Consider the following 23065-nt stretch of genomic DNA (forward strand, 5'->3'; position numbering starts at 1 on the left):
CTGCCTGCATGACCATGACGACGCCGCCCTCCGCCGCCGGCCCGCGCTGGCTGTACCTGCACGGCTTCGCCTCGGGCCCGAGCTCGACCAAGGGCGTGCGGATCGCCGCGCACTTCGAGCAGCGCGGGGTGGCCCTCGAGCGGCTCAACCTGCGGGTGCCCTCGTTCGAGCGCTTGCGCCTGAGCGCGATGATCGGCGCCGTGAAGCAGGCGATCGGCGGAGAGCGCGACCGGGCGGTGGTGATGGGATCGAGCCTCGGCGGCCTCACCGCGTGCCGCGTCGCCGAGGAGGACGCGCGGGTGTGCGCGCTGGTGCTGCTCGCGCCCGCGTTCCGGATCATGGAGCGATGGCGGCTGCGGCTGGGCGAGGAGGGCTTCCGGGCGTGGGAGGAGCGGGGATGGCTCGAGGTCGACGACTACGCGGAGAAGAAGCGAGCCCGGGTGGACTTCGGCTTCGCCGCCGACGCGGCCGAGGTGGATGAGCGCTCGGGGGGCTGGCCGGACGTGCGCGTACCCACGCTGATCGTCCACGGCCGGAGCGACGAGGTGGTGGACATCGAGCTCTCGCGGACGTTCGCCGCAGGCAAGCGGCATGTGCGGCTCATCGAGGTGGACGACGGCCACGAGCTCGTCGCCTCGATACCGCGCATCCTCCGCGAGGCGGACGAGTTCCTGCGCCATTTCGTCGGCGGCTGACGAACACCCGTTCTCGGCAGGACCGCGGACGCTGAGCGTCTGTTCAGCGAATTCAGCACGATCCGCGAGCTCTGCGCGCCCCGCGTGAACCGCCGGCTGGACGTCCCCTCACCAGCCGATTGGCATTCTATGCGAAAAGAGCACAGCTATCAAGAGCGGAGCGCGCCGCTTACAGATCGTGGGCGACCGGCCGCGGATCGGCCGCGGTCGAGCGATCGGAGGAGCGAATGGCGACAGCGACGGCCACCGGGCGCACCGCGCCCGTCAACGACATCGAGATGTACTACGAGCTCCGCGGCGAAGGGCCGCCGCTCGTGCTGCTCCACGGCTTCACCGGAGGGAGCAGGGACTGGGCTCACGTGTTCGACCTCGCGGAGCTCGGGTGTGGACACACGGTCATCACCCCCGATCTGCGCGGCCACGGCCGCTCGACCAACCCGGCTGGCTCGCTGACGATCCGTCAGTGCGCCTCCGACGTGTTCGCCCTCCTCGACCATCTTGGGGTGAAAACGTTCCGGGCCATCGGCCTCAGCTTCGGCGCCAAGTGCCTCCTGCACCTGGCCACGCAGCAGCCGGACCGCGTCGAGTCGATGGTCCTCGTGGCCCCCGCACCGTACTTCCCCGAGCAGGCCAGGGCGATCATGCGCCTCGCCTCCGACGAGGGCCGCTCCGAGGAGGAATGGCGGGACATGAGGAGCCGCCACGAGCTCGGCGACGCGCAGATCCGAGCGCTGTGGAATCAGCCGCGCCGCTTCGCGGCCAGCCACGACGACATGAGCTTCACGCCCCCCCACCTGTCGACCATCACGGCGCGCACGATGATCGTCAACGGCGACCGCGATCCGTTCTACCCGGCCGAGCTCGCCCTGGAGATGTACCGCGCCATCCCGCGCTCCTGCCTGTGGATCCTGCCCAACGGCGGACACGGCCCCATCTTCGGCGAGTGGAAGGAGCCGTTCGCCCGCGCGGCGCTCGCGTTCCTGCGCGATGATCCGGGCGAGCTGCACATGATCCGGGCATAACGAGGGAGACGCGCGGCGCGCGGCGTCACTGCGCGCCCTCGGCGCGCTCCTCCACCGGCGCTTGCGCGCCGAGCTTCGGAAGCCGGACGCTCAGCGTCTTCATCTCTCCCGGCTCCACGTTGACCATCAGCGTCTTGGAGGCATGCCCAGGGGCGGACAGCACGAGGCGGTGTCCCTCGCCCACCGTGAGCCCCTCGATCCTCGTGCGATTGCCCTTCCAGAGCTTCCCGTCGACGACGACGTTGGCCGGCGGATCGACCCAGAGCACCACCGTCGCCGTGAGCCTGTCCAGCTCGGCCACGATCTCCTTGAAGCGCGCCTCGTCGCTCAGCTTCACGGCCGTGCGGTACGGCTTGTATCCGTCTCTCGTGAGCTTGATGTGGAGCTCACGCCCGAGCGGAAGCCCGTGGAGCTTGGCCGGCGTGGCGACGGCGTGACGCTCGCCGTTCACCCATAACGTGCAGCCCTCGGGCTTGCTCGTGATCTCCAGCGAGCCCTTCGCCTCGACCGGCGCGGGCGGCTCCTGACGGCTCGCCTGGGCGTCGTGGACCATCGTCATGAACTCGGCGTGCCGCTCCGAGAGCTGCCCCTGCATGTAGAGGAACCCAGGCACGAGCGCGAGCGCGCTGGCGGCCGGGATGAACGCCGCAACACCTCCCTTGCCCGCGAGCGGCGGCGGGCTGCTCAGGGTCGCCGGGCTCGTGCTCGTCGGGACGCCGCTCTGGGAGACGGTCGCGCCGCCGCTCATCTCCAGCGACCAGCGCTGCTGCTGCGCCGCGATCACGTCGATGAGCTGCCTGACGCCCAGGAGCGCCTCCTTGTGGCGAGCGAGCTTGTCCCGGAAGAGCGACTCCATCCATGCCGTGAGCCCCATCGGCGAGGCGGGGATGCGCTCGTCACGGATGAGCTCCTCGATCGCCGCGTGCATCTCGCGGGCAGACTGGTAACGATCCTCGCGCCGCTTCTCGAGCGCGCGCAGGACGATCTTCTCCAGCCCCTTCGGATAACCGGGCTTGATCGCGCTCGGGAGAGGGTACTCCGAGCCGTGGATCTGGAGGAGCGTCCGCATCTGGGTGCCGCCCTTGAACAGCCGCCTGCCCGTCGTCATCTCGAACAGGACCACGCCGGCGGCGAAGATGTCCGCGCGATGGTCGATGCGATCCCCCGCCACGTGCTCCGGGGCCATGTAGGCGAACTTGCCCATCAGCACGTTCTCTCTCTGCTCTTCGACGTCGCCGAGCTCGCTCCGGGCGATGCCGAAGTCGACGATCTTCACGTCGCCCGTGTAGCTCACGACCACATTGCGCGGCGAGATGTCCCTGTGGACGATGCCGAGCGGCGTACCGTCGAGGCCGCGCTTGTCGTGGACGTACGCGAGCCCCGCGCAGACGCCGAGGATGATGCTGAGCGCGTGCTCAAGCGGGATCCCTCCCGGGTCGCGCTCCGCCGCCTCGCGCACGATCGAGCCGACGTCCTCGCCGTGGATGTGCTCCATCGCGATGAAATACGTCCTGTCCACCTGCCCGGCGTCGAACGTCTGGACGATGTTGGGATGCGAGAGCGTCGCCGCGATGCGCGCCTCGTGGAGCAGCATGTCGATGAGCGACGGATCCTGGTTCATCGAGGGCAGGATGCGCTTGATGACCACGAGCTTCTCGAAGCCGAAGGACGAGCGATGCAGCGCGAGGAAGATCTCCGCCATGCCCCCTGCCGAGAGCTTCGACAGGAGCGTGTATTTGCCGAACTGTTTCGGCAAGAGCTCAGGTGCGTTTCCGGCCGCGCTCGGCGGCGCGCCGCCCGCGGCCAACGCGGTACGCTCTTGCATGAGACATTCTCCTGGTTCCAGTGGACGCTGCTGCAAGGCCAGCGCAAAGGGGCCTCGCGAGGAGCGCTCTCAGGCGAGTCTTACCATGGAGCGGTCATGGGATGTCAGCTTATTTGAGCGCGTCCGTCTGAAACCGCGGAGCGCTGGGCAGCGCGCAAAGCACTCTGCGGAAACATGAGCGATACACGTTCGTTCCGATGCTCGGGTAGTGTCTCCCTCCTCGCTCATGGAGAGAGAACAATGGCGCAGGTTTCCTCTGAGCTCCTGGCACCCACCCGCCGGTTGACGCGCCTGTACGTCAGCGCCCTCGGCGCGGTGGCGCTCTTGTCGGTCGTGGCGCAGCTCCTCGTGCAGCACGCGTTGAACCAGCAGACGAGCGACGCGCACGTCGTCAACGTGGCCGGGCGCCAGCGAATGCTCAGCCAGCGGCTCAGCAAGGCCGCGCTCACGTTCCAGGTGACCACCGACCCCGCCGAGCGCAAGGGCCGCGCCGACGAGCTGGCGCAGGCCATGGCGCTCTGGGAGCGGTCTCATCGCGCGCTCCAGCACGGCGATCCGGGGATGGGATTGCCGGGGAAGAACACGCCGGAGGTGACCCGCATGTTCCAGGCGATCGAGCCGCTGCACCAGAGCATGCTCCGGGACGGGAAGGATCTGCTCGCCGCGGTGGGCGCCGGCGGCGAAAAGCCGGTGGAGGCGGCCGCCATCCAGCCGATCGTCGGCGCGATCCTCGCGGCGGAGCCGGGCTTCCTGAGCGGGATGGACCGGGTCGTCTCTCAGTACGCTCACGAGGCGACCGCGCGGATCGAGCGGCTCCGCCTCGTCGAGCTGATCCTGCTGTGTGTGACCCTGGGGGTCCTCTTCCTCGAAGGGCTCTATATCTTCCGCCCGGCGGTGCGCGAGATCCGGAGGACGATCAGCCACCTCGTGCAGGCCAGGGGGCACCTCGACAACACGGTCCAGGCGCTCCGGGCGATCGCTGGTATCGGACAGCCGTGACGCACATCGGCTCTCCATGACCGCCGAGCGGCGTTCAGAGGGCGAAGGGGGCGGTCACAGCCAGCCGCAGCCGCCGTCGAAGTCGAGGGGGGGCGTGGGCTCCGTGGACGACTGCGATGCACGACAGGCGTCCTCGATGTTCTGTCGCAACATCAGCATCAGGTTGTTGTCGTCCTGGATGTCCGTGTCCGGGTACTTCCCGAGCCACGCCCCGATCGGCGGCTTCATCATCTCGATGACCCCGAGCGAGCGCCGGCAGTCGCCCGCCTGGTAGAAGTCGAGCGCGCCGCGCAGCGCCAGGTACATGTTCAGCATCATGTACGGCTTTCCCGAGCCGCCGTCGGAGATGTTCCACCACCTCGAGTCGGGGTTCTGCCCGGGAGGCAGCGCGTTGAGCAGGGTGGTGTCGACGTCCTGCGCGGCTCCGTCCTTCGCCGAGGTCCAGCCTGCCGTCACCTCGAAGGCCGCCTTGTCCGGCCCGATGTCGTCGGCGACGGACGCGTCGGCCAGGAGCTCCACGAACAGACCACCACCGCCGCCGCGGCGGCTGCCGCCCACGTCGGTCGCGCCGTCGCGCTGGCCGATGAACAGCGCCGGCATCTCCAGGGCCGCCCCCGCGGCGCTGGCGGTCGCCCGCTTCGTCCCGTAGATGCGCCCCACCGTGTAGCCGGCGGATGGGGTCACCTCCAGGCTGAAGTCCGTTGCCAGCGGGAAGAGCGTGGTCTTCCCCTCCTCCGAGAGCAAACCGCCGAGGTCGCCCGGGCTCAGCGCGTAGGCGTACGTGCCCGCGCCCATCGAGCCCAGCGCCGACGGGATCTTCACAAGGAAGCTCTCGCCCACGCCGATCACGCCGAACGCCGTGCCCTTCTCCACAAGCGCCTCGCCCAGACCGAGGATGCGGTCGGGATCGGTGATACCGCTGGTCGCGTGCCCGCTCGTGAGCAGGAGCACGCGGCGCGCGCCCTCGAAGCCCGCCGCGTCGCCCTCCTCGAACGCGTTCTCGGCGGCGGCGATCCCCTGGTAGAGGCCGACGAGCTCGCCGGCGCCGGCGCCGAGGCGCTCGTCGGCGATGAGGCGCGCGAGCTCCGCCGACTCCGGCGCTGCGAGGAAGGCGCGGCGCTCGACCCGCTCGCCATAGCGGATGACGCTGACGCGGTCCTCGGGACGGAGGCTCGCGAGCAGCCCTCGCATCCCCGCGTCCAGCGCGTCCTCATCGATCCCGGCGAAGCGGCTGTTCTCGACGGCGATCGCCAGGTGAACCGGCGGCCTGTCCAGCGTCGAAGGGGCGACCCCGGTGTTCATCGCGACGAAGGCCATTGTCCAGTTCCCCCCGTTGAAGCGCGGCGCCACCGCGAGGAACGGGTGAACACAGACGTCCTTGCCGCAGTCGGCGTCGGGCAGGTCGATCGCGTGCTCGGCGAAGAACCCGACCGGATCCAGCGTGTCGAGCGTGGGCACCTTCCCCGCCTTCACGATCGCGCGGAACTGGGAAATGTCCTGCGCCCCGCCCTGGGCCACGTTGACCGAGCCTGCGGGGACGCCGCTGCCCTCGCCGACGTTGTCGGTGCCGCAACCGACGGCGGCGGCGCAGAGACCGAGTGAGACCAGCTTCATCTTCGACGACATAGGGCTTCTCCTTATTCGTAAGCGATCAACAGATCCGCGGACGCGTTGGGCGTCTGGTAGCCCGCGTCGCACTCGTCACGCCCGGCGAGCACGCGTTCGGCGCGGCCGACCCGCACGCGGAAGTTGGGCCCTTCGAGGGCGTCTCCAGGGCTCAGCAGGGTCTTCGCGCCGCCGCTCTGCACCGCCACCACCGCGTCGGTGACGTAGGCTCCGCAGCCCAGCCGGTCGCCCTCGCAGGCGGTCGCCTCGATCGAGGCAGCGAGGCCCTCGAGCTGGAGCTCGACGACGTTGGGATAGACCTCGAGCCGCTTCGCCGAGTCGGTGGCCGAGATCTCGAGGTGGTCGCCCTCGTCGGACCATTGCACCGTTTCGCCCGCCGAGAACGGGAAGTCTTCGATCGGAATGCACAGGTAGTGAGTCAGAGGGGTGAAGCTCGGGTCCGGCTCGCCGCCGCCCTCGCCGCCGGTGCCCATTCCACCTTCGCCGCCGGCGCCGCCGGCACCCGCGCCGCCAGCGCCACCAACGTCGGCTCCGCCAGCACCCGCGCCGCCAGCGCCACTGCCGCCGGCTCCACCCGCACCCGCGCCGCCAGCGCCACTGCCGCCGGCTCCGCCAGCACCGGCGCCGCCAGCACCCGCGCCGCCAGCGCCGCCCGAGCCATCGCCGGGGCCGAGCCGCCGGTAGTTCATGGTCAATTCGATGCAGCCGTCCGACAGTGCATCGATGTTCGCGATCTCGCCGACCACTTGCTTCGACCAGGAGCCGGCCCACTGGAAGGACGATTGAGGCGCGCCAGCGCACGCCGAGGGGGCGACGCTCGTCTGCAGCGCGCCCGTCTTCACCTGTCCGGGCGCCACCATCGTGTCCGGCTTCAGCGCGACGCGCCCCGCCACCGTCTCCGCGTCCTTCCAGAAATCGCTGTCGTCGTTCACCTTCTGCGGAATCATGACGGTTTGCAGATCGGACCACCATGCCATCACAGGCCGCAGTCCATCCGTCTCGAGAAGCACCACCTCGCAACGCCCTTCCGAGGTCGGCGCCGTCTCCTCGAAGTTGCCTGCGGCGCGGTGGGCCTCGGTCCTGTTGAGCGGGAGCGTGTCCTGCGGGTCCAGCCGGTACGTGATCCCGAGGTTGAACGCGCTCGGCCCGAACATGCGTGTCGGATCGCCGGAGGTGACGGCGGAGCAATCGAGCGACGCGTCCACCCAGCGCACGCGAACGTCCACGGTCCCGGGCGTGGCATTGATGAGATAGGCGTCCGTGAAATAACCCTCGGGTGCGGGGGTGCCGGTCGCGACACAGGCGACCGCGGACGCCCCCAGGATCGCGCGCTCGAGCACCCAGGCGGTGCGCGAGCCTTCCTCGGCGCTCCGGGCCGAGAGCTCCCGGCGGGACGCCGCGCGCGCCGAGAGGCGCCATGCCGGGACGAGGACCACGAGCGCGGCCAGGTCCGTCGGATCTTGCCAGATACGCCACGTGATCCCCGCGAGCCCCACGAGCCCCACGAGGAGCTGCGCGGCAGCGGCCGAGAGCTTGATCGCCGCGAACGGCGCGACCACGGCCGCGAACGCCAGCGCTCGCCCGCGCGACGTGCGTGCGTCCACGAGCGCCGCTGCGAGGACGGGGGCGACCACGAGGCCGGCGAGGTCGCTGAGCTTGCCGGTGAGGGCGCCTGGCAAGAGCCCGGCGCCTTTCAGGAGGTGGTCGTTGACCACCAGGAGCGCCAGAGCGCCGAGGAAGAGGGGCTGGCGGAGGACCGCGAATCGAGGCGACACAGATTGTCGTGACCGCGACACCAACGTCAGAGCCTCTGCGGGGCGACCGGCGTTTCGCCGTGATGAGTTCAGCATCGCCGCGAGCCGATAGCAGCGCGCGTGCCAGTCGTACGCGCTTTGCTCGCCGAGGTTGCTCCGCACCCGGCGTGCTACAGCTCGCCCTCGCCCTCGCCCTCGCGCCTCTGCGAGCCGGCGTCTCTCCTGTCCGTCTCGTCCCGGCTTCTTTCGGAGCTCTGCGCGCGCAATGCGATCCTGCCTTTTACCGTCCGCCTTCTCTTTTCTCGCGTCCCTCTCCGGGTGTGGCCCAGTCGACCCTGAGCCGTCGATCCCCGAGGAAGCCAGCGATTGTCCCACGCTGTTCGGCGAGGCCTTCACCGAGACCCGCGCCGTCGACATCGGCGACGCGTCGTCCGGGACGTTCGTGCCCTACGACGACGGCGCCGGCGTGCGACTGATCCTCGGCAATCAAGGCTCGATGATGATCACGCCCTGGGTCCAGGTGGAGGCTCTGCCCGGCGACGCGGAGGAGACGTGCCATGTGGTGCGCCTCGCGAACGAGCTCGAGGGCCCGCTCGCCAGCGATCCCGAGGGGATCGCCGCCGCGCAGTTCAACGTCCAGTTCATCAAGACCGGCTCTTTCCTGGTCTCGGACGGCGCGCTCTACCACCCCTTCGCGTGGGACCGCGAGACCCTCGAAGGTCAGAAGCTCGGGCTCACGGTGACCGTGCGCGGCGACGGATACGAGGGCACGAAGAGCGTGAGCATCGTGCTGGAGTGAAGAACCCCCCACCTCGGCCGCCATCCCCGACAGCGCTGGCCAAGGCCAAGACGGTGGGCGATGTCGTCCAGCAGCACATCAATCTGTTCGATTGCGATCTTCCGCTCGCCTGCGAGCAGATGCTCTGTCGCTCCGATGACGTGCGCTACCGGAACTCAAGAACGCCAGGGAGAGAGAGGCACTTGGAGTCCTTGGCGTCATGGCGGTTCATCTCTCGCTCGAACAACGCGATCGGTGCTTCAGGAACGCCGCTGCCGCCGCGTGAGGAACGCGAGCGCCAGGAGCGCGAGCGGCGCCCCGTGGGCGGCCGGTGCGGCCGGCGTCGTGCGGCACCCGCATCCGCCGCCGTCGCTGTCGTCCGGGTCACCTGCCCCCGGCGCATCGCCGCCTGAGCCCGCGGTCGCGACGCCAGCGCCTGCGCCGCCGCCTGAGCCCGCGGTCGCGCCGCCAGCGCCTGCGCCGCCGCCTGAGCCCGCGGTTACGCCGCCCGAGCCTGCCGATGCGCCGCCCGAGGCCGCCGATGCGCCGCTCGTGGTCCCCCCGCCGCTTCCGCCCACCGAGTCGTTGCAGAGGCCGTCGACGCAGGTGCCGCCGGGGCAGGGCGCACCGTCGGGCCGCTCCGGGTTCGAGCACGCGCCTGTCGCGGGATCACACGTCCCAGCCTCGTGGCAGGCGTCGGGGGGCGCGCAGGTGACCGGGCTTCCCGGGACGCAGGCGCCCCTCTGGCATGTGTCGGTCTGGGTGCACGCGTCCCCGTCGTCGCACGCGGTGCCGTTCGGCGCTTCCGCGTAGCGGCACCGGCCGCTCGCGGTGTTGCAGGTCCCCGGCTGGTGGCAGGCATCGGGGGGCGCGCAGGTGACCGGGGTTCCCGGGACGCAGACGCCGGCCTGGCAGGTGTCGTTGGTCGTGCAGATGGCGCCGTCGTCGCACGCCACGCCGGTCAGCGGCGTGCACTCGCCGTCGACGGCCGCCCCCGCAGCGACGCTGCAGACCTGGCAGTCGCCGCGGACGTCGCCGCCGCACGCGCTGTCGCAGCAGACGCCGTCCACGCAGAAGCCGGTCACGCAGTCGTGCGCGCTCGAGCACGCGGCGCCGCGCTCGGAGAGAGAGATGATGCGGCCGCGCGCTCGGTACGATCCGACGCCCGCGGCGGGGTCGAAGTGGGCGTACGCGACAAGCGACTGCCCGGCGCCGTTCGTGGCGAGGGAGGGGCCGCGTGCGGGGCCGTACGCGCTCTCGATCGCGAAGACGCCGGGGGGAGCCAGCGCGCCGCCTGAAAGGAGCCGGGCTGCGACGATCACGGACTGGGGCCCCGTCACCTGCTCCCAGGCGATGACGGGGGTCACGCCGTCGAAGGTGGCGGTCACGCTCCTGAACTGCTGGCTCTGCGCGTAGTGGATCTGGAAGCTTTCCCCGGGTCGACCGGACGTCGGGACGGTGCGGCCCTGGACCCTGTACGAGTTCGGATGGAGCCACACGACCAGGTGGTTCACCCCGTCGAACGCGAGCCCGGGGCTGGTGTCGTCCGGGGCCGACGCGGCGCTGTCCGAGAGCTGCATGACCGTGGGGTCCAGCACGAGACCATCGACGCCGACGCGGCTCGCGACGATCACGCCGCCGCTCCGCCAGGCGACGAGGAACTGGCCCCCGCCGAAGCCGACCGCCGGCTTGGAGCCCCCCCGCGCCGTGACGCCGAAGCCGCTCCCGTCCATCGAGCGGCCGCCCTCCACGCGGGTCGCGTAGATGCTCGTTCCGCCGTTGCGCCCGTCGGTCCACGCGACCAGGGCGGCGCCGCCCCCCGCCGCCACGTCGGGCGAGGTCTGCGCTGCGGAGGCGGCGCTCAGCGGGCTCGCGGCGAGCACCTCCCCGCGCGGGGTCACGCGCGCGGCGTAGATGTCGGTCAGCGAGGCCGCGGCGTTGCGGTCGTCCTGCCAGACGACGAGGTGGTTCTCCCCGTCGAACGCGACGCGGGGCGCGGCCTGCTCCCCGGGCGCGTCGGCGATGGCGATGCCGCTCGGATCGAGGATCTCCCCCGCCGGCGAGACGCGCGTGCCGTAGATATCGCGATCGCCGTCGGCGCCCGTGTCGTCCCAGACGACGAGGTAGTTCGCCCCGTCAAACGCGGCGTCCGGCGCGAGCTGGCGGTTCGACCCCGGCGTCAGCGGCACGTCGCTCGGCGCGAGCAGCGCCCCGTCCGCGGCGATCCGCGACAGGGTGAGCTCCCGCGGCTGGGGGCGGCCGAACGGGCTCGGGCGCCGCCAGACGACCAGCGATCGTCCGCCGCCCGACGCGATCGCGGGGCTCGTCTGCTGGCTCGCCTGCCCGGCGACGATCGTCCCCGGGAGCGGCGGCCCGGCGGTGGGGAAGCGCTGGATCGTCATCTGCTGCGAGTCCGTCGGCCAGCCGACGAGGTAGTTCGATCCGTCGAAGGCGACGGCGGCACAGGTGAAGTCCGCCAGCGTCTCGGAGTCGACGAAGGTCGTGTCGAGGCGGGTCGCCTCGGCGTCGAGGCGCGTCAGCCCGACGGAGCCCCACTTGCTCACCCATGCGAGGGCGTACTGGGATCCATCGGTCGCCAGGCGAGGGCAGGTTCCCGTGCCCACCAGGATCCCCGCCGGGTCGAGGATCCCGCCGGCGGCGGAGACGCGCGACATCCGCACCTCGTAGTCCAGCGTGCCGCTGTTGTACCTGGACCACGCCACGACGAACGAGCCCCTCGCCGACGCGACGACCGGGCTGCTGCCGCTGATGCCGGTGAACGCGGGCGCGATCGTGGCGACCCCCTCGGGGGTGACGAAGGTGCCGACGAGCGAGCTCGTCGCGCTGTCCGGCGGCACTCCGATCCACACCACGAGGTGGCGCGTGCCGTCGAAGGCGATGCTCGGCGAGCCGCCGCCTCTGTAGCCCGGGTTCAGCAGCATGCCCCCGGGGTTGAGGACCGACCCGAGGGGGCTCACCCGCGTGGCGTAGACCTGCGAATTGGTCCCGGTCTGGTGGTCGCTCCAGGCGACGAGGTAGTTCGCCCCGTCCCACGAGATCGCCGGCTGTTCTTGCGCGCCGGGCCCGGTGCTGATGGGGATGCCGCGCGGATCGAGCACCGTGCCGTCGGGGGCGATCCGCGCCGCGTAGAGGTCGGCGCCGTCGGAGGAGGTCGTGAGATCGCCCCGCCAGTCGGACCACACCACGAGGAAGTTCGTCCCGTCGGACGCCACCGCGGCGTCGCTCTGGGCGCCCAGCGACGGCCCCGCGATCGGCTCATCCATGGCGAGCTCCGGCGAGACGATCGGGTCGAGCACCGCCGGATACGCCGATGTCTCGACGAGCGCCTCCGGCACCCGGAGCGCGAGCTCCCCCGCCGCATCCCACGCCACCGGCACCCGCGTCGCGGTCCCGCGCGCGTCGATCCAGGTGGCGACGCCGTAGCGCAGCCCGAGGCCGCTCGCCGGATCGATGAAGTGATGGCCGCCCTCGGTGGCTCCGGCGTGGCGGAGGCCGTCGACCCGCACGCGCACCACGAGATCCCCGTCCCCTGCCGGCGCGGCGGAAAACTCGAAGCTCTGCTCGACGCCGGCGGGCCCGTTGCGCAGGTGCTCGGCGACCCCGGCGCGGGCGACGACGAGGTGGCCGTCGTCAGCGACGCGCGCGACGCGTGTGGCGCGCGCCGGCTCGCCCGGCTCGCGCGCCGCGCGGGGCCCGCCGTGCGGCGCGCGCGTGCCGGGGCCGGCGGCGAGAGCGCGGCCGATCGCGACGGTCGAGAACACCGCCGCGGCGCCCATGCGGGGCGCGTCCGCGTCGCGCGCCACCGGGGCGACGCGGAACCCGTCGGCGTCGGCGCGCACGGCGTACGTCGCGTGGCCGCCGGTCCATGTCGCGGCGCGCTCCGTGTCGGGCCGGAACGCGAAGTGGATCCGCTCGATGACCTGACCGAGATCGAACGACGGCGGCGCGTGCGGCGCCGGCACCGGCGCCGCGGCAGGCGCGGAGGAGGCGCCCGGCGCGCCCTCCGACGGCGCTCGGCCCGCCTCGGTCCCGGCGGGATCGTGCCCGGCACAGGCGGCGAAGGCGAGCGCGACGAGGAGGGGGGCGGCGGCCGTGCGCCGCGCCGAGGGGCGGAGGGGGGCGTCGTCGAGCGTTCGGGCGAGCGGCATGGGCATCTCCAGCGAAACGCGGTCGGTCCGGCGCGCAACGCGCGGCCTCCCGGGCGAGCGCCTCGCGGCGGATCGACAGGGGATGTCAGGCCCCTCGGGGAACGAGGAACAGATGCGATGTCCAGAGAGAGGGGCGCGGGCGTGGTGCGACCTGCGAACCGTACGAGTGATGCTGTCTGGCGCGCAAGAGACGATGGCGGTCGAACCGTGCTACGCGTGGACCGGCGTTGCGCAGGAGCCGCGCCCCCATCATCGAGCCTGTGCGGCCGGTGATCCGGTGCGACTGGCCGGCGGCGGGACCTCGGGGGATCCATCGGTGTCTCGCCAGCCGAGCCGTCGTTGGGCAGCGCGGCGCTACCGCGGGGCGCACCGGGGCGCGACGTAGCGGCCGTTCGGGTCCTCGTCGACGAACACGCTGCCCACGTCGGAGAGCTCGAAGGCGACCGATCTCGGGTCGATCGCCGTGATGGTGAGCCTGCCGAATCCCGCGTTGCCGCCGCCGCTGACGGCCCCTGTGCTGCTGCAGTCCGCGCGAGAGGACGTCCCGAAGATCGTGAGATCTCCGCTCGCCGTGTCCACCTCGCCCACGGCGAGCATCGACTCGGGCATGCTGAGCTCCAGGTCCCACCAGTCGCTGCAGGGCGAGTACGTGGGGTTTGCGTCGGGATCGCTGCAGGACAGGGCCAGGGTGGCAATACGGAACGTCACGCTCGACGAGTCGCCGAAGACGATCGCGCTCACCTGGCGGCCCGCGCCGCCCGAGGTCGTCGGCGACGGCGCGACCGAGCTCGTCGTCGAGATCGGGCCATCCGGGCCATCCGGGCTGCCCTGGCCGCTCGTGCTGCCCTGGCCGCTCGTGCTGCCCTGGCCGGTCGTGCTGCCCGCGCCGCCGGCCCCGTCTCCTCCGCCGTCCATGATCACCGCGCCGCCGCACGCGCTCTGGACGAGCAGCGCGAGCGAGCCTACCGCCATTGAGATACATCGAGGTGAGCGCTTCATCGTCGCATCGTATCGCCCTCCGACCGGCGATCGCAGACGAGGGCACGCCTCCGTCGATGGACCGGTCGGGGGGCACCTGTGCTACCGTCGACCACAGCAGGCTCGGATGGCGGCGCGCCCCGTGGCCGGGCGTGAAGCACGGAGCTCCCATGAAGCCACCTGTCGTCGAAGGAGACGTCATCGCCGGCAAGTACCGGGTCGATCGCGTCGTGGGCCGAGGCGGCATGGGCATCGTTGTCGCGGCGAGCCACCTGTTCCTCCCGCAGCGCGTCGCGATCAAGCTCCTTCTCAGCACGGAGAGCCCGGCGCTCGTGCAGCGGTTTCTTCGCGAGGCGCGCGCGGTGGTCCGCCTCAAGGGCGAGCACGTCGTGCGGGTGTTCGACGTCGGCGAGCTCGGCTCGGGCATCCCGTACATCGTGATGGAGTACCTGGAGGGCGAAGATCTCTCCGATGTGCTCCGCGCCCGCGGCACGCTCAGCGTCGTTGACGCGGCCGACTACGTCCTGCAGGCCTGCCTGGCGATGGCCGAGGCGCACGCCGCGGGCATCGTGCACCGCGATCTAAAGCCGGCGAACCTCTTCCTCTCGACGACGCCCGGCGGGGCGACGCTGATCAAGGTCCTCGACTTCGGGATCTCGAAGGAGGTGCCGGGCAGCACCGAGGGCGTCGGCGTGTCGTTGACGCAGACGCGGGAGATGCTCGGCTCGCCCAATTACATGTCCCCGGAGCAGATGCGGTCGTCGCGCTCGGTCGACGCCCGCTCCGACGTGTGGGCGCTCGGCGCGCTGCTCTACCGCCTCCTGGTAGGGCAGCCGCCGTTCGATGCCCCGGCGCTCGCCGAGCTCGTGCTGCAGGTCGCGAGCGCCGAGCCGATCCCGCCTTCCGCGCTCAGGAGCGACATCCCACCGGGGCTCGAGGCCGCGATCCTCCATTGCCTCCAGAAGGATCCGGCCCGGCGGCCGCAGACCGTCGCCGACCTGGCGCGCGCGCTGGTGCCCTTCGCGGCGGCGGGCGGGCAGGAGCGGGCGGAGCGCGCCGCGCGGATCCTCGGGGCGGCGGCGCAGGCGACCGCGCCGCCGACCGGTTCGGTGCCGCCGCCGCGGCTCGTGACGGCCAGCGGCCCTCCGAGCGCCCCGTCCGGCGCGATGGCGAGCCTCCTTCCCACGACGCAGGGGCTCACGCGAACGTTCGCGCGGCCCGGGTCGCGCAGGATCCTCGGGGCGGCGCTCGGGGCGGTCGTGATCGCCGTGCTCGCGCTCGCCCTGTGGGGCGCGGTCGCGTTGCCCGGCAGAGCGCCGGAGGCGGCGGCGCTGCAGGCCGCGGCGGCCTCGCGGGACGACACGGCGCCGCGGCGCGCACGGCAGGACACCGCGGCGCGCGGCGCGGACCCGCTGATCGCGCCCGAGCCGCCGCCCGCGGTCCGTGACGCCTTGCCGCCGCAGCAGCCGCCGGTCTCCCCGGTCGTCGCGCCGGCCAACGACGCGGCGCCCTCCGGGGCGGCGCTCGAGGGCCGGCGCGCGCCCCCGGCCACGAGCGCGTCGGCGACGCCGAAGGCGCCGTCGGCGCCCGGAGGGAAGAATCCCTTGGAACCACCGCTCAGATGAGACAGGAACCACCGGCCTCCGACCCGTTGCACCCCGCATTCCATCCGGATGCACGCGAGGCGCCGGTGCGTTCGCGCCGCCCGGCGGCGGGGCTCGCGCCAGCGGTCGCCATCGTGGTGTTGACCACGGCCGGCGGCGCGGCCGCGCAGCGACCCCAGCCCGCCCCTGCGGCGGCTCCCGCGCCGGCCGCGCCCGCGCCAGCGGCTCCTGCGCCGGCCGCGCCCGCGCCGGGCGAGGCTCCTTCTGCGCCCGCCCGCGAGCGGCTGAGCGGTGAGGCCAGGGCCGATTACGAGTCCGGCAAGGCGCTCTTTCGCAACGGCGACTTTGCCAGCGCCTTCCTCAAGTTCCAGAGCGCCTACGAGAGCTCGAAGGACGCGCGCCTCCTCTGGAACATGATCGCCTGCACCTCCAAGATGCACCGGTACAGCCAGCTCCTTGCGCTGGTGGAGAGGTTGAAGCAGGAGGACCGCGGCGTCCTGCTCCCGGAGGACTGGGCGACGATCGCCGAGGTCGAGCGGGACGCCAGCGCCCTCGTCGGTCACCTGGACATCGCCGCGAGCGAGCGGGACGCGGAGGTGACGATCGACGGCGAGCCGATCGGGAAGACGCCGCTCCCGGGCAAGGTGATCGTCGACGCCGGCACGAGGCGAATCCGTGTCTTCAAGCCGGGGTTCAAGGAGCACCTCCGCGTGGAGAGCGTGGCCCCTGGCGCGCAGCTGGCGCTCGACGTCCGGCTGGCGCGGCCGATGAACGGCGGCAGGCTCTCCATCGTTGCCTCTCCCGGCGATCGCCTTGCGCTCGACGGCGAGTTCCTTGGCGAAGGGCAGTGGGAGGGCATCGTGCCGAGCGGCCGTCACGTGGTGAGGGTGACGGCGCCGGGAAAGGTGCCCTACCAGGCCCAGATACGGATTCAGGACGAGGCGCTGAGCAGCGTCCGCGTCGGCCTGGTGCCGGCCGAGAAGCGCGGCGGGACGCCGTCGTGGGTATGGATCGCCGGCGCCGGGGCGGTCGTCGCGGCGGCCTTGTCGGCCGGCCTCCTCCTCTTGCACGACCCCAATCCCGCGCAGGTGGGGGCGGGCCAGGGAGACGCCGGCGAGGGCCGCCCGACCGGATTCGGTGGCCGGTTTTGAGGGGGCCGCCGCGGTCCACGGCGGCGCTCGCACACGAACCTGCGCCTCGCGCCGGCGAGCGCGGCCGGCAGGCCGCCGTCAGATCATCCCTGTCAGCGGTCCTGTGCAGAAGTCCGGGTCGCCGAACGTGTCGGCCTCGATGCCCATCGCGTGGAGCAGCGACAGGAGCAGGTTGTTGTGCGCGACCTCCTTCTGCTGGACGAGGTATCGGCCCGTCTTGAAATAACCTCCTGCGCTCCCGGCGACGACATAAGGGATGTTCTTGCGCAGGTGGTTGCCGTCCGCGTGCTCGTTGGTCCAGAAGATCACCGTGTTGTCGAAGACCGTGCCGTCGCCCTCCGGCATGCTCTTCAGCTTGGCGATCAGGTACGCGAGCTGCTCGGCGTAGAAGCGGCTGATCCTGGTGAGCCGCTCGCGGTTCACCTGATCGGCGTAGCCGTTGTGCGCCATCGGGTGGTGGCCCTCGGTGATGTCCGGCCCGAGGAAGCTCAGCACCTTGGTCGTCGCGGAGTTCGTGAAGTGCAGGCTCGCGACCCGCGTCAGATCGCAGGCGAGGGACATCGCGATGAGATCCAGCTGGAGCCGGCAGAGCTCCGGCATGCTGGCGACCTTGTCGACGTCGAGATCCGGCGTCAGCGCCGGCGCGGCGCACGCCGGCGAGGTCGGCGCCGAGCTGCGATCGAGGCGCGACGCGATGTCCTCCACCGACGCGAGGTGCCCGTCGAGCTTCTGCCGATCCGCGGCGCCCAGCCGCTTGCGCAGCCGGTCGTAGTCCGAGGCCACCTTGCCGAGCACCGCCCTGCGCTGCTCGGTCTTCCGCGTCGCGTCGGCGGGCGCGACCGACAGGTCGGAGAAGAGCCTGTCGAACGCGGCGTACGGGCTGTTCTCGGGCGGCAGCGGCTGCGCCGGCCCGCGGTACGCGAGGCGCGCGCCCACGGTCGCCCCGTACACGAGCACGCCGAGCTCGAGCGAGAGGAACTTGGTCTTCGTGCCGATGTGGTTCGCGATCTCCTGGTCGAGCGAGATGCCGTCGGCCCAGCCGCACGACAGCCCGGCGTCGCCGGGGAAGTCGCCCTCCTGCATCGCGCGCGCGGTCAGGCACTGCCCCGTGCCCTTCTGGTGCGCGTCGCCCGGCCCCGTCAGCGCCGACAGCGCGCTCACGTTGCCGAGGACCAGCAGATCCCTGTTGTGGTCCTTGAGCGGCGCCAGGATGGGCGACAGCTCCTCGCCGTCCCGGAACGTCGAGGACGACGGCCAGAAGTCCGGCGGGACGGTCCCGTTCGGCGTGTAGAGCACGATGAACCGCTTCGGGAACTCGAGCCCGAACGCGGCCCGCCCCGTCTGCTCCGACGCCGGCGCGAGCCGCTTCGAGCAGCCCATCGCCTCGAGGAACGGCAGCGCGAGCGCCGCGCCGCCGAGGCCTTTGAGCACGGCGCGGCGGCTGAGTCGGAAAGGCTTCATCACGGCTCTCCTCCCGGGGCGCTCTCCGAGGCGCCCCCTGCGTCGTCTCCCACGTCGCCCACGTTGATCTCGCGCCGGTAGCGGAACGCGTCGGTCTGGGTGAGCGCCACGAGCAGCGCCCTGACGTTGTACCGGGACGCCTCGAACGCCTCCGTCGCCTGCGAGAGGCTGCAGGCGTCCTCGCGCTGCTCGGCGCGGCCGTAGCCGAAGCGGAACCACTGCTTCACGACGCACGCGCGCACCTGCTCGCTCTCCGCGAGCCGGTGCGCGAGCTCGACCGCCCCGTCGAACGGCCCGTCGATGTCGGTCTGCGTGAGCTCGCCGCTGGCGTCGACAGGGATGCCGTTCTCGGCGTCCCGCCAGCGGCCGAGCGCGTCGTAGTGCTCGAAGCCGAACCCGATCGGGTCGAGCAGCGTGTGGCAGCTCCTGCAGCCCGGGTCGGACACGTGCTGCGAGAACTGCTCGCGCGTCGTCTTCGTCCGGTCGACCATCGGCGGCTCCGGGACCACGTCCGGCGGCGGCGGCGGGATCTGGCAGAGCAGGCTCTGGCGCACGAACCGGCCGCGGTGCACCGGCGAGGACCGGTTCGGCTTCGCGTAGAGCGAGAGCAGCCCGGCGTGCGTCAGGAAGCCGGCGCGCTGCGACGGATCGAGCTCCACCCGCTCGAACGCCTCGCCCTTCGGGCCTCCCTCGACGCCGTAGAGCTCGGCGAGCTCCCGGTTCATCATCGAATAGGACGCCGTGAACAGCGCGCTCACGCTCGCGTCCTCCTCGAAGATCGCGTGATCCAGGAACGCCTCGGTCTCGGCCTGGAACAGCGGCAGGAGCTCGTCCCGGTACTCGGGGTAGAGCTCCGGGTCCCTCCCGCCCGCGGCGATCTCGTCGATCTTCGAGAGCCCGAGCCACTGGCGGTGGAAGTTCTTCACGGCCTCGCGCGCCCGCGGATCGTCCAGCATGCGCCGCGCCTGCGCCGCGATCTCCGCGGCGGTGCCGAGCGCCCCCGCCTCGGCGGCCGCGAAGAGCGCGTCGTCGGGCATCGTGCCCCAGAGCAGGTACGAGAGCCGCGAGGCGAGCTCGTACGAGGTGAGCGGCACGACGTCGCCCTCCACCGGATCCGGCATGCCGAGCTCGACGCGGTAGAGGAAGTGCGGCGACTGGAGCATCGCCTGGACGACGAGCGAGAGGCCGGTCGACGCGTCGTCGGGCGTCTCCCCGAGGCCGAGCCCGCGGTCGAAGAGCGCCGCGAGCTCGGCGACCTCGTCCTCGGCGAGGGGCCGGCGGAACGCCCGCTTGCCGAGCGACGCGATGAGCGCCGCGATCTCGCCGCGGCACGCGGCGCCCGCCGCGGCCCCGCGGCACGAGGGCGCCTCGCCGAGCAGCTTGCCCGCCGCGCGCGCCGCGATGCCCTCGGCGGCGGTCATGTACTGCTCCGCGAGCAGCGGGCTCACGACGAGCGCCGCCGCCTGGTTGTTGAAGCCGAGCGACTCCTCCTCGGGCACGAAGCCCCTCGCAGGGCGGCTGTCGTCGCCGAGGAGATCGAGTATCGTATTGTCGTACTCCACCCGTGTCATGCGGCGGAGCGGCGACTCGCCTGGCTCGATGGAGTCGCAGAGCGGCGCCGTCGCCTCGCCGTCGTCGCTCGCGGGGAGATCGCCGAACTGCCCTGAGCAGGAGGCGAGGAGGAGCAGGCCGATGGGCCAGCGGAGAGCTCTTGGTTCAGCCATGGTGCCTCGTCGGCGAGCGCGAGCAGGGCACGGCGCGTTCCCCTCCGTGCAGCGTGCGGGGCGCGGCCGTGTGCGTGGCGCGCCATCTCGCCATCTTCAAGGAGCGTATGGCAAACCGTCGCTCCCGGATAGGAGCTGCGCTCGGAGCCGCCGAATCAAGTGGGAGCACGGGGCCGATGTGATCATCCCGTGCGCGCGTGTCTTACGGCGTTGCCGCGGACTCCGGCCTTCGAAGGCGGCTCGACCTGCGGTGTACGGAGCGACTATGCTCGCGCCCAATGCAAAGGCGAACGCTCGCCTGTCCTGTCGCTCCTCTCTCTCCTCGGGCGCCGCGGCGCAGCGCGCGCCGCTCTTCTGCGGCCGCGCTGCTCGGCGCGGCGCTCTCGGCGCTGTCGATGCTCCTGGCGCTCCTGGCGCCAGGCTCGGCGCTCGCCGATCCCGGCGCCGATCGCGCCGAGCGCGATGAAGGCGCCCGCCCCCCCGCCGCGGGGACGGCGCTCTTCAGCGCGGGTGTCGATCTCGAGATCGCGGGTCGTACGCTGTCCTATAGCGATCTGCTCTCCGACAACCTCCGCACCTACGAGGTGCTGGGCGTGCCCATGCCGTCCCTCCGGGGCGAGCTGTACCCGTTCGCGCGAAGCGCTGTCCCGGTGCTCCGCGACCTCGGCGTCGAGCTCTCGTACGCTCGCGCGCTCGGCCTCGACTCGGAGGGCGCCGGCGGAGCGAGCGTATCGACCTCGTGGAGCCGGCTCCACGCGGGCCTCCGGGGCCGTTACCGCCTCGCCGGGCAGGACGGGCCGGTCCTGTTCGCGGGCGGCGGACTCCGCTGGACCGACTTCGATATCGAGTCGACGGGCGACCCGTCGCGCGACGCCGCGTCGGTGTCTTACGTCGCCTTGCGCGTGGGGGTGGACGGGCGATTGCCGGTCGGCCCGGTCGCGCTGGAGGCCGGGGGAGGGGTTCAGGCGCCCCTCTCGATGGGAGCCCTCGCCTCTCATTTCCGCGCGCCGAGCGCCGGAGGCGTCGATCTCCGCGTCGCGGTCGCCGCCCCGTTCGCGCCGGGGCTCGAGGCGCGCGCCGGCGCGTCGTACGCGCGGTTCTTCTACGACTTCGACTCCGAGCCAGAGGACACGTACATCGCTGGCGGGGCGCTCGACCAGCTCTTCAGCGTTCACCTGGGGGTGGCTTATCATGGGCAGTGAGGTGCGCTCAGCGCGCGCGGCGCGCGCCGTGTCTGCCCGTCGCGGCGGGCGCTTCACGGCGGCGACGGCGGCGACGGCGGCGGCGCTCGTCGCGCCGGCCTTGCCGCTGCTCGCGGGGTGTCCTGGGACGATCGACGACCAGGAGCGGTTCGACCGGCGGGATCGCGACCCGCAGGCCGCGTGCGCCGACGTGCCCGCGGTGTTCGCCGAGCGGTGCGGCGGCGGGGGCTGCCACGGGCCTGGCGAGCCCGCGGCCGGCCTCGACCTCGTCACGCTCGGCGTCGGCGATCGTGTCGCCGGCCGCCCGGCCACGAACTGCGCCAGCGTGCTCGCCGACCCCGATCGGCCGGAGGAGAGCGCGCTCTACGTGCGGCTCACCGACGCGCCCTCGTGCGGCGCGCGCATGCCGCTCGGCGGGGCCCCGTACTCGTCCGAGGAGATCGCGTGTGTCGCCGCCTGGATCGCGGAGCTCGCGCCGGCCGCGTGCAGCGGCCTCGACTGCGGCTGTCCCGGCTGCGTGTGTACGCCCGGCGCGCAGGAGGCGTGTTACACGGGCCCGGGGGGGACGGACGGCGTCGGGCGCTGCGCGGCCGGCACGCGCGTCTGCAACGCGGAGGGCACGTCGTGGGGCCCGTGCATGGGCGAGGTCCTGCCCGCGTTCGACGCGTGCGACACGCCCGACGACGAGGACTGCGACGGCGCGACGCCCGCCTGCGAGGACGTGTGGAGCCGCGGCTTCGGCGACGCGAACGGCCAGTACGCCCGCTCCGTCGCGTTCGACGCGGACGGCAACGTGATCGTGGTCGGCCAGCTGGAGGGGACCGTCGATCTCGGCGGCGGCCCGCTCACGGCCACCGGCACGGACGCCTTCGTGGCGAAGTTCGACAGGTTCGGCGCGCACGTCTGGAGCAAGCTGTTCCCGGGCGACGGCAACCAGTTCGCGATGGCGCTCGCGGTCGACGCGGCGGGCAGCGTCCTCGTGGCGGGCCGCGCCTTCGGCCGCGTCGATCTCGGCGGCGGCGAGCTCGCGTCGCACGGGAGCGACGATGTCTTCGTCGTCAAGCTGGGCGGCGGCGGCGAGCACATCTGGAGCAGGATCTTCGGCGGATCCGGCGCGGATCGCTGCGACCGCATCGCCGTCGACGCGGCGGGCAACGTCCTCGTGGCGGGCGGCTACCACGGCGCCGTCGACTTCGGCGCCGGCGAGCTCACGAGCGCGGGCATGCGCGACGCCTTCGTGCTGCGCCTCGCCTCGGACGACGGCCGGACGCTCCTCGCCGCGCGCGCCGGCGGCGAAGGCGACGACTATGCCCACGGGATCGCGGTCGACGCCGACGGCAACCTGCTCGTCGCGGGGTATTTCGAGGGATCCATCGATCTCGGCGGCGGGCCGCTCGAGAGCGCCGGCCTCTCCGACATCTTCCTCGCCAAGCTCCGTCCTTCCGGCGACCACGTCTGGAGCGCCCGGTTCGGCGGCGCCGAGGCGGACGAGGCCCACGACGTCGCGGTCCACCCGGCGACGGGCGACGTGGCGCTCACGGGCACGTTCGCGTCGACCATCGACCTCGGCGGCGATCCGCTGGTGAGCGCCGGCGGGCGGGATCTGTTCGTCGCCAGGCTCTCCGGCGCCGGAGCGCACCTCGTGAGCCGGCGCTTCGGCGACGCCGAGGACCAGCTGCTCACCGATTTCGAGACCGGGGCGCGCGCGAGCGTCGCGGTGGACACCGCCGGCAATCTCCTGCTCGCGGGTCCGCTGTTCGGCTCGGCGGACTTCGGCGGAGGGCCGCTGACGAGCCGAGGAAAGACCGATGTCTACCTGGTCAAGCTCGGCGCCTCCGGCGATCACGTCTTCAGCAAGCTGTTCGGCGACGTCCAGACGCAGGTCGGCCTCGACGTGGCGGCGGGCTCAGGCGCGAGCGTGCTGATCGCCGGCCGCTTCTACGGCGCCATCAACTTCGGTCAAGGGGCGCTCGCGAGCGCAGGCCAGGGCGACGCGTTCGTCGCGAAGCTCTCTTTATAAATACCGTTCTCATTGCAATTGTCGCGCTCGCTCGCTATCGCTGCGCGCTGTTTGCCC

General features: G+C 72.2%; 15 protein-coding genes. 8 read left to right on the forward strand and 7 right to left on the reverse strand.

Going from position 1 to position 23065, the window contains the following annotated elements; all coding sequences use genetic code 11:
• Nucleotides 1-8 precede the first annotated feature (8 nt).
• Nucleotides 9-695, forward strand: a complete 687-nt coding sequence (locus WME95_RS05860; RefSeq protein WP_437907445.1) for a YqiA/YcfP family alpha/beta fold hydrolase — start codon at nucleotides 9-11, stop codon at nucleotides 693-695.
• Nucleotides 696-922: 227 nt separating this feature from the next.
• Nucleotides 923-1717 (forward strand): alpha/beta fold hydrolase, encoded by a 795-nt coding sequence (locus WME95_RS05865; RefSeq protein WP_437907446.1) that lies wholly within the window; start codon nucleotides 923-925, stop codon nucleotides 1715-1717.
• Nucleotides 1718-1742: 25 nt separating this feature from the next.
• On the opposite strand, the gene WME95_RS05870 is transcribed toward WME95_RS05865, so the two are convergent.
• Nucleotides 1743-3542, reverse strand: coding sequence for a serine/threonine protein kinase (locus tag WME95_RS05870; RefSeq protein WP_437907447.1), 1800 nt, complete (start codon nucleotides 3540-3542; stop codon nucleotides 1743-1745).
• A 240-nt stretch (nucleotides 3543-3782) separates the two neighbouring features.
• Between WME95_RS05870 and WME95_RS05875 the strand changes: the two genes are divergently transcribed.
• Nucleotides 3783-4541 carry a type IV pili methyl-accepting chemotaxis transducer N-terminal domain-containing protein gene (locus WME95_RS05875; protein ID WP_437907448.1) on the forward strand — a complete coding sequence of 253 codons (759 nt, stop codon included), beginning with the start codon at nucleotides 3783-3785 and terminating at the stop codon, nucleotides 4539-4541.
• A 54-nt stretch (nucleotides 4542-4595) separates the two neighbouring features.
• Here WME95_RS05875 and WME95_RS05880 read toward each other — a convergent pair whose 3' ends face one another.
• Together WME95_RS05880 and WME95_RS05885 are read right to left on the reverse strand one after the other, a co-directional pair.
• On the reverse strand, nucleotides 4596-6167 hold the full coding sequence (locus tag WME95_RS05880) for a hypothetical protein (RefSeq protein ID WP_437907449.1): 1572 nt from the start codon (nucleotides 6165-6167) through the stop codon (nucleotides 4596-4598).
• Nucleotides 6168-6178: 11 nt separating this feature from the next.
• A complete protein-coding gene (locus WME95_RS05885) occupies nucleotides 6179-7942 on the reverse strand; it encodes a hypothetical protein (RefSeq protein ID WP_437907450.1) in 1764 nt (587 codons plus the stop codon).
• A 244-nt stretch (nucleotides 7943-8186) separates the two neighbouring features.
• On the opposite strand from WME95_RS05885, the gene WME95_RS05890 reads away from it, so the two are divergent.
• Nucleotides 8187-8720 (forward strand): hypothetical protein, encoded by a 534-nt coding sequence (locus WME95_RS05890; protein ID WP_437907451.1) that lies wholly within the window; start codon nucleotides 8187-8189, stop codon nucleotides 8718-8720.
• A gap of 239 nt (nucleotides 8721-8959) precedes the next feature.
• Here WME95_RS05890 and WME95_RS05895 read toward each other — a convergent pair whose 3' ends face one another.
• Entirely contained in the window at nucleotides 8960-12868 is a 3909-nt protein-coding gene (locus tag WME95_RS05895; RefSeq protein WP_437907452.1) for an MYXO-CTERM sorting domain-containing protein, read from the reverse strand.
• A gap of 354 nt (nucleotides 12869-13222) precedes the next feature.
• Entirely contained in the window at nucleotides 13223-13840 is a 618-nt protein-coding gene (locus WME95_RS05900) for a hypothetical protein (protein ID WP_437907453.1), read from the reverse strand.
• 176 nt (nucleotides 13841-14016) lie between these two features.
• Here WME95_RS05900 and WME95_RS05905 point away from each other — a divergent pair, with 176 nt between their 5' ends.
• Nucleotides 14017-15471 (forward strand): protein kinase domain-containing protein, encoded by a 1455-nt coding sequence (locus WME95_RS05905; protein WP_437907454.1) that lies wholly within the window; start codon nucleotides 14017-14019, stop codon nucleotides 15469-15471.
• A 65-nt stretch (nucleotides 15472-15536) separates the two neighbouring features.
• Nucleotides 15537-16601, forward strand: coding sequence for a PEGA domain-containing protein (locus WME95_RS05910; protein WP_437907455.1), 1065 nt, complete (start codon nucleotides 15537-15539; stop codon nucleotides 16599-16601).
• Between the two features lie 78 nt (nucleotides 16602-16679).
• Here the strand turns inward: WME95_RS05910 and WME95_RS05915 are convergent, their stop codons facing one another.
• Complete coding sequence (locus tag WME95_RS05915) at nucleotides 16680-18062, reverse strand: DUF1552 domain-containing protein (protein WP_437907456.1); 1383 nt, start codon at nucleotides 18060-18062, stop codon at nucleotides 16680-16682.
• Complete coding sequence (locus WME95_RS05920) at nucleotides 18062-19786, reverse strand: DUF1592 domain-containing protein (protein WP_437907457.1); 1725 nt, start codon at nucleotides 19784-19786, stop codon at nucleotides 18062-18064. The genes WME95_RS05915 and WME95_RS05920 overlap by 1 nt, the downstream gene beginning before the upstream one ends.
• 278 nt (nucleotides 19787-20064) lie before the next feature.
• Here WME95_RS05920 and WME95_RS05925 point away from each other — a divergent pair, with 278 nt between their 5' ends.
• Both WME95_RS05925 and WME95_RS05930 read left to right on the forward strand, forming a co-directional pair.
• Nucleotides 20065-20988 carry a hypothetical protein gene (locus tag WME95_RS05925; RefSeq protein ID WP_437907458.1) on the forward strand — a complete coding sequence of 308 codons (924 nt, stop codon included), beginning with the start codon at nucleotides 20065-20067 and terminating at the stop codon, nucleotides 20986-20988.
• A 28-nt stretch (nucleotides 20989-21016) separates the two neighbouring features.
• Entirely contained in the window at nucleotides 21017-23008 is a 1992-nt protein-coding gene (locus WME95_RS05930) for an SBBP repeat-containing protein (protein ID WP_437907459.1), read from the forward strand.
• Nucleotides 23009-23065 lie beyond the last annotated feature (57 nt).

Origin of the sequence: Sorangium sp. So ce327, from assembly GCF_051530205.1 — a bacterium.
GTDB classification, from domain to species: domain Bacteria; phylum Myxococcota_A; class Polyangia; order Polyangiales; family Polyangiaceae; genus Sorangium; species Sorangium cellulosum_B.